Below are 7,033 nucleotides of genomic sequence, written 5' to 3'. Positions count from 1 at the left end.
CGACCCAATGCCCAATCTGGCGTGCGGATACTCGTCTATCGACCCAATGCCCAATCTGGCGTGCGGATACTCGCCTATCGATCCAATGCCCAATCTGGCGTGCGAATGTCTCTGAACACCGTAGGGGCGGCATTTATGCCGCCCGGGTCATAACGCCTGCGAATAAACCTTCACCCGCACATCCGGGAACTCCAGCGCATCACACTGATACTGCCAACCAAAGCGCTCGTAGTAGCCGCCAAACGTCGACCACAGCCACAGCTTTTCATGACCACGTTCACGGGCATACTCAATCACATGCTGCTGTAACGCTTCACTCAAGCCATTGCCGCGCGCAGGTTCATCCACATACAGCGCGGCAACCCACGGATAGAGATCCTGACGGCTGATCAAATCGCAGCGCCAGAACCCCACCGTGCCCAAAGGCACATCGCCATCCAATGCCACAAAGGTCACCGGATATTCGGCCCCGTTCAGACTGCTGCGCACAATGCTGTCATAGAACTCGCGGGATGTTCCCTCGCCAAACGCCTGCCACAGCCAGTCAGTGATATGACTGGCGTGGTGCGGCACCTCGCTGAGCGCAACAATCTTGATCACATCAGCTCCAGCGCCAGCAGCTCCTGAATGGTCTGTGCACGACGGATCTCACGCGGAGCGCCATTCTCAAACAAGACTTCCGGAATTAATGGACGGCTGTTGTAGTTAGAAGACATCGAAGCGCCGTACGCGCCAGTATCGTGGAACACCAGATAATCACCCACCTGAGTGGCAGGCAGCGCACGCGTCTCGACTTTGCCGCCTTCCAGTTGGGTGAACACATCGCCCGACTCGCACAGGGGACCGGCCACTACGCTCTCCACGGTTGCATCACTCAGCGCACGGCCATCGGCTGGCAGCACCGAAATGTGGTGATAGCTGCCGTACATCGATGGGCGCATTAAATCACTGAAACCGGCATCCACCAGCACAAAGTGACGGCTGCCCATCTCTTTGACGGCGCGCACCTGTGAAACCAGCACGCCAGACTCTGCTACCAAGAAGCGACCCGGCTCGATTTCCAGTTTCACCGGATGGCCGAGATGCGCCGCAATGCGGTCACGCGCGCCACTCCACAAACCGAAGTAGTGCTGGGTATCAATGGCCTCTTCGCCGAAACGGTAAGGGATCGACAAGCCGCCACCGGCAGAAATCGCTTCCAGATCCTGACCAAACGCCACCACCTGATCGACCATCGCGTCACACACCTGCTGCAGATGGCCGTAATCAACGCCCGAACCGATGTGCATATGCAGGCCAACCAGTTTTAGACCATGCTGCTGAATCGCCGCCAGCGCGAGGGAGAGATCGCTGTGCCAGATACCGTGCTTACTGTTTTCACCGCCGGTGTTGGTTTTCTGGCTGTGACCGTGACCAAAACCGGGGTTAATACGCAGCCACACTTTATGACCCGGTGACACTGCGCCAAGCTGATGCAGCATATCGACCGATCCCGCATTCACCGGCACTTTCAGTTCGGCGATACGAGCCAGCGTAGGCTGGTCAAACACGTCAGCCGTGAAGACAATATCTTCGCCACCCGGCTGGAAACCTGCCGCCAGCGCACGTTCAATCTCACCCAGTGAAACGGAATCCACTTTTACGCCTGCGGCACGCATCAGACGCAGAATATGAATGTTTGAGCAGGCTTTTTGCGCGAAACGCACCACGTCAAAGGCGCTGAGCTGCGCAATACGCTGCTGAATAATTGCGGCATCGTAAGCCCAGAATGGCCCTGCATAGCGTTGTGCCAGCGGTAATAAATTGTCGGCGATCAGTGCCGTTTCGGTGTTGTTCAGTGGACGTGGCATCTCAATTCTCCTGTGTCTTTGCAACTATTTAGCCACAGCCGTTCAATTCAGAAAAATATCTGTTTTAGCGTCAGCTATGCAAATATGATATGGAATTGCAGAGAGGATTTATGGCAAAAATTAACTGGCGACATATCGAAATTTTCCACGCGGTGATGACCAGCGGCAACCTGACGCAAGCCGCCGCATTGCTGCACACCTCGCAGCCAACCGTTAGCCGTGAGCTGGCGCGGCTGGAGCAGCAACTCGGTCTGGAACTGTTTGAACGGGTGCGCGGACGTTTGCAGCCGACGGTGCAAGGTTTGCGGTTATACGAAGAAGTACAGCGTTCGTGGTACGGGCTGGATCGCATTATGGATGCGGCTGAAGGCTTGCGGCAGTTTCGCCAGGGCGAGCTGTCGATTGCCTGCTTGCCGGTGTTTTCGCAATCGCTGTTACCTCCCCTGCTCCAACCTTTCCTGCAACGCTATCCACAGGTCAGCCTGAACATCATTCCGCAGGAGTCGCCGCTACTGGAAGAGTGGCTGTCGGCGCAGCGTTACGATCTGGGTCTGACTGAAACCCAACATGCGCCAGCAGGCACTGAGCGTGTGCCGCTGCTGACCTGCGATGAAGTGTGTGTACTGCCACCCAACCATCCGCTGTGCCAGCGTGAGGTGCTGACGCCGCAGGATTTTCAGGGGGAGAATTACGTCAGCTTGTCGCGCAGTGATAGCTATCGTCAGCTGTTGGATTCGCTGTTTCATGAACAAGAGGTGGAGCGGCGTCTGGTATTGGAGACGCACAGTGCGGCGTCGGTGTGCGCCATGGTACGTGCAGGGGTAGGCATTTCAATTGTGAATCCACTGACGGCATTAGATTACGCCGAGAGCGGTGTGGTGATGCGTCGCTTCAGTATTACGGTACCCTTTACGGTGAGCCTGGTACGCCCGCAGCATCGTCCAGCATCGGCGTTGGTGGATCACTTCTGCGACCACCTGCAGCAGCAGGTGGCCACTTTCACGCAACGCATTGCCGAACGTCTGGTTTAAGCGCGTACCGCTTCGCCCTGTCCGCCTGACTTGCGGAAGGTGATCAGGCAGATGACCAGACCAACCACCGCCAACGCTGCCGCCGCCACGGGCACCGAAGTCAGGCCGTAGCCTTTATCGATCACCGCACCGCCGACCCAGGCACCAAGCGCATTACCGACGTTGAACGCGGAGATGTTCAGCGTGGAGACCAGGTTAGGTGCGTCTTTACCGTGGCGCACCACATTAATCTGCAAGCCCGGCACGGTGGCAAACGTCGCCATCGCCCACAAGAACAGAGTCAGCTCTGCCAGCCACAGCGCATGGCTGGTCCAGCTGAACAGCAGCGAGAACACCGCAATCAACACAAAACTCAGGATCAGGCTGAAAGAGACTTTCCAGTCGGCCAGTTTTCCACCCAGAATATTCCCCACGGTTAAGCCCGCACCAATCAGGAACAGCGTCCAGGTGACACCGCGATTGCTCATGCCTGTGACTTGCAACAGCAACGGTGCGATGTAGCTAAACAGCGCAAACATCGCGGCAGCAAAGAACACGGTCATCAGCAGTGAGAGCCACAGTTTGACGTTCGCCAGCGCACTGACTTCACTCGCCAGATGCACCGGTTTCTCTTCTTTGTTGGTAGGCAGGCTCACAATCAAGGCGATAAAGGCGAGGATGCCGATAATGGCCACGCCCCAGAAAGTGGCGCGCCAGCCAAATAGCTGACCAAACCAAGTGCCGAGCGGTACGCCCAACACGTTAGCCAGGGTTAAGCCGGTGAACATCAGCGCTACCGCCGAGGCTTGCCGATTAGGTGCCACCAGGCTCGCCGCCACCACCGCACCAATGCCGAAGAAGGCCCCGTGACACAGCGCGGTGATCACACGCGCCAGCATCAGCAGGTTGTAGGTGTACGCCAGCGCACACAGTGCATTGCCGATGATGAAGATGACCATCAACAGAATCAGGGTCCGTTTACGCGGCAGTTTGGCGGTCAATAAGGCCATGATCGGTGCACCGATGGCGACACCCAGTGCATAACCACTGATCAGCCATCCTGCTGAAGGAATCGACACCTGCAAATCACCCGCCACTTCTGGCAGTAATCCCATGATGACAAACTCCGTGGTGCCGATGGCGAACGCACTCAGCGCCAGCGCCAGTAATGCAACAGGCATAACACACTCTCCTAAAATGTTTTGCAGGCAGGCCGCACGGCGAACGCAGTGCGGTTACAGCGGACGCTTATTAATATTTGAGCTGCGTCACATTTCCATTAAAGCACAGCCTTTTCCGCTCAACCAGTCCGTGCGCTGCAAGGCAATTTTGCTTGCAGCGCAATAATCCCTGTGCGGGAAAGTGACTCAAACTGACCACTGAGACAGAAAGCACTTTTCACGCTACGCTTGATTCAGATGTGATCACTGTCACAGCGACTGCGCTTTTGGCGATAAATCAATCAGTAAAGGATGAGCACGCCGTGCCGATACCTCAATGAAATGCGCGCTAATGCGGTGTCAATAATGCGGGGGAAAGACCTATGCGATGGCTGATCGCACTGACAGTGGGCTGCCTGAGTGGCTGCTCGGTCGGGCACTATGAGTACAGCAAAGAAGCAGCAAAACGCGTTGATATGACGGTGACCGGCATCCCCACCGTGCTGGGTATTGGCGCGCTCGGCACCACCATTCCACTGACGCCGGAATACAGTCTCACGGCGGCACACGTAGCGAAATACTCGATGTACCGCGTGAAGGCCTGGCATCCAGAGTGCGATATCGCCGTGGTGTATCACAAGAACACCGAAACCAATCTGCCCCCACCCTTCCGCAACAGCCACATTGGCGACAACGTCAATCTCTATGGTTACAGCTTTATCTCTGCCATGCCGGTGGCCTCAAGCGGCAAGAATTTGATCAACACCACACTGGCCAATGACTGGAATAAACCAAGTTGCGTGGTGGTGGCCGCGAATGCGGGCGTGGTGAAAGGCATGTCGGGTGGTGCGGTGTACAACGCCAGCGACGATACGCTGGCGGGGGTAATTGTCGGTTACAGCAGCGCGATTGATGACAACAAAAGCGGCAAAACGCTGTTCAAAGATGTCGCGCTGTATGTGCCCTATGCCCGCTTTCAGGCATGGCTGGACGACGTAGTGAAATCGTAATCAGGCCGGAATCCAGGCCCCTTTCAACTGCACCTGCGGGAAACCGGCGGTCAGAATACGCAGTTCGGCATCGCGTGGGGTGTTATCGCCCTGCCCCTGAATGCTGACGATATCCTGCGGACAGGCGGAGAACGCCACGAAGCAATCCATCTCGGCACGCAGCACGATGTAATCGCCCGGCTTGGTCACCACCGGCAATGTTTTCAGGGTAATACCGTCCGGCTGCACCTGAATATTCATAAAAATATTCAATGACGCCAGATTGCCGTGCGGTAGCTCGACACCCAACTCACGCATGCCTTCAAACAGGTTATCGTGGCAATTGCGGTGATATTCAGTGCAGCCCAGCAGCTCATAACGACGTGCATCGCAGGCCGCCATAAAGGAGTCATGCACGCCCGGTGAGGTATCCGCCACCAGCGTTAAAATTGGATGGCGCTGGCTGGTGATAAAGCTGTCACCAACTTTAGGATTGAGACGCTGGTTCCACACACGCGTCGCTTCCATACACATATATTCAGTGACGTCTTCGGCGTTGTACGCCCAGCAATCCACCACTTGCGTGCCATGCAGATTGATCACCTGCACCGCTTCCCCTTTCTTCAAACGCACCGCTTTGCCGAAGCGCGCGGGAATGGTTATCGCTTCACGATGCTGATATTCAGCCGACATAGTGTTCTCCTGATTAATGCTGCAAGCCGCGACGATAGCGCGTCATGCGAGATTCAAGGCCGCGGGCCAGCCAGTCGATCAGACTGTTAAGCAGCCAGTAGCAGAGCGCCACCGTGAGATAAATCTCCAGCGGCGCGTAGGTATCCGAAATCGCCTGTTTAGCGGCGTACATAAATTCCTGCACCGAGACAATCGACAGCAGCGCAGAGTCTTTGATCAACCCAATCATCAGCCCAACCAGCGGCGACAGCATCTGCGGCAGGGTTTGTGGCAGCACCACATCGCGTAACTGCTCGCTGCGGCTCAGGCCCAGCACGCGACACGCTTCCCACTGCCCTTTCGGCAACGCTCGATGGCCGAGCGGATAACCTGCGCAATGTAGGGCGCGTAATAGAGCGTCAGCGCCAGTACGCCCACCACCGGCGATGACAATGTGATGTCGTACTCCGGCAGCACAAAATAGAGCAGATAGATCACCACCAGCAGCGGCAGCGCGAGTGTTAGTCCGCTGTAAAGGTTGAGCAAGCGCAACCAGAACGGCGAAGCCCGCATCAGCAGCAGCGCCATCAGTCCGCCCCATACCAGTGAGCAGAGGGCAGCGACGATGCACAGTTGCAGCGTGGCGATCATGCCGTCACCGAGTGAAGGCAAGGAGGTAAAAATGGCTTGCCAATCCATCAGGCGATCCTCCGTTTGGCTTCCAGACGTCTTGCGGCGGCAATCAGCGGCATGGCAATCAACAGATATCCCGCCGCCACCAGCAACAGCACCTGAGTGGCTTCATAGGTACGAGCAATCACAATTTGCCCGGCATAGGTCAACTCGGTCAGTGCCACCACCGATGCTAGCGGTGTGGTTTTCAGCAGAATAGTGAACTCGTTGACCAGCATCGGCAGGCTGGCACGCATCACCTGCGGGTTAATCACATACCACCAGGTCAGGAAACGGCTCAGACCCAAGGTCCGCGCCGCTTCGAGTTGCCCACGCGTGACCAGCGAACGGTTCACGCGCAAAATCTCCGCCACGTAAGCGCCGCTATTAAGGCCGATGGCGATCACCGCGGCCAGCATCGGCTGGCCGCCTAGCCCCAAACGCGGCAGGGTGAAAAACACCACGAACAGTTGCACGATGGCCGGTGTGCCGCGCATCAGGCTGATATACAGCCGACCGATGGCGCGCCAGACCCAGGCACGGCGCAGCTGCAGGAAGCAACCAAGCTGCCCCATCACCACGCTAACCAACGATGCCAGCACGGTCAGTAGCAGCGTCATCAGCAGGCCATGTCCGAGTTCTGGCAGCGCGGCCACTACCTGTTGATCCAGCCCCATGCG

Annotated in this window: 7 protein-coding genes and 1 pseudogene; 2 read left to right on the top strand and 6 right to left on the bottom strand. The window is 56.9% G+C overall.

Annotated features, from left to right (window positions below):
- Positions 1-147: 147 nt before the first annotated feature.
- The gene (locus HA51_RS21715; protein WP_084936642.1) at positions 148-600 is read right to left on the bottom strand and encodes a GNAT family N-acetyltransferase; all 453 of its coding nucleotides are present in this window, start codon (positions 598-600) and stop codon (positions 148-150) included.
- A complete protein-coding gene (gene lysA / locus HA51_RS21710; protein WP_084936639.1) occupies positions 597-1,850 on the bottom strand; it encodes a diaminopimelate decarboxylase in 1,254 nt (417 codons plus the stop codon). Before lysA ends, HA51_RS21715 begins: the two co-directional genes overlap by 4 nt.
- Before the next feature lie 110 nt (positions 1,851-1,960).
- Here lysA and HA51_RS21705 point away from each other — a divergent pair, with 110 nt between their 5' ends.
- A complete protein-coding gene (locus HA51_RS21705) occupies positions 1,961-2,881 on the top strand; it encodes a LysR family transcriptional regulator (RefSeq protein WP_084936636.1) in 921 nt (306 codons plus the stop codon).
- Here the strand turns inward: HA51_RS21705 and HA51_RS21700 are convergent.
- Positions 2,878-4,041 (bottom strand): MFS transporter, encoded by a 1,164-nt coding sequence (locus HA51_RS21700; RefSeq protein WP_084936633.1) that lies wholly within the window; start codon positions 4,039-4,041, stop codon positions 2,878-2,880. The two genes, HA51_RS21705 and HA51_RS21700, sit on opposite strands and share 4 nt — an antisense overlap.
- A gap of 362 nt (positions 4,042-4,403) precedes the next feature.
- Here HA51_RS21700 and HA51_RS21695 point away from each other — a divergent pair, with 362 nt between their 5' ends.
- A complete protein-coding gene (locus HA51_RS21695) occupies positions 4,404-5,030 on the top strand; it encodes a hypothetical protein (RefSeq protein WP_084936631.1) in 627 nt (208 codons plus the stop codon).
- Here the strand turns inward: HA51_RS21695 and HA51_RS21690 are convergent, their stop codons facing one another.
- The 3 genes and pseudogenes from HA51_RS21690 to HA51_RS21680 form a co-directional block, all read right to left on the bottom strand.
- Complete coding sequence (locus tag HA51_RS21690; protein ID WP_084936630.1) at positions 5,031-5,702, bottom strand: DUF1989 domain-containing protein; 672 nt, start codon at positions 5,700-5,702, stop codon at positions 5,031-5,033.
- A 13-nt stretch (positions 5,703-5,715) separates the two neighbouring features.
- Positions 5,716-6,380: pseudogene (locus tag HA51_RS21685) on the bottom strand (amino acid ABC transporter permease).
- Entirely contained in the window at positions 6,380-7,030 is a 651-nt protein-coding gene (locus HA51_RS21680; RefSeq protein ID WP_084936629.1) for an amino acid ABC transporter permease, read from the bottom strand. Before HA51_RS21680 ends, HA51_RS21685 begins: the two are co-directional and overlap by 1 nt.
- Positions 7,031-7,033: the final 3 nt, after the last annotated feature.

It is taken from the genome of Pantoea rwandensis, from assembly GCF_002095475.1.
GTDB classification, from domain to species: domain Bacteria; phylum Pseudomonadota; class Gammaproteobacteria; order Enterobacterales; family Enterobacteriaceae; genus Pantoea; species Pantoea rwandensis.
The sequence above is the reverse complement of the archived record's forward strand: the minus strand, read 5'-3'. Positions and strand labels throughout refer to the sequence as shown.